This window comes from Bacillus cereus group sp. BfR-BA-01524 (assembly GCF_022662595.1).
In the GTDB taxonomy this organism is placed as follows: domain Bacteria; phylum Bacillota; class Bacilli; order Bacillales; family Bacillaceae_G; genus Bacillus_A; species Bacillus_A thuringiensis_S.
Genome location: NZ_JAKUDW010000489.1, coordinates 1 through 217, shown reverse-complemented (window position 1 = coordinate 217; position 217 = coordinate 1). Strand labels below are relative to the sequence as shown.

Here is a 217-nt window from a genome sequence, read left to right as displayed (position 1 = left end):
TTTCTATCTCTAATTCTGTTAATTGAACTGCTTTTTTATAAGGTAATAATTGTACTAAAGATATATTACTATTTAAGCTATGAATCTTTTGCAGACTTTCTTCACTAAACGTTTCAATAATTTCTTTTAATGTTGGGACTTTAGCATTTTCAAATTCTTTCTTTGCTAAGTTCGGATATTTTTCGTTGAAAAAAGAACCTGCATTTAGTTGCTTTAT

The 217-nt window shown here is 26.3% G+C and carries 1 pseudogene; it reads right to left on the bottom strand.

The features are described 5' to 3' along the window. Positions 1–217: pseudogene (locus tag MR170_RS32030) on the bottom strand (glycerophosphodiester phosphodiesterase); the annotation flags it as partial.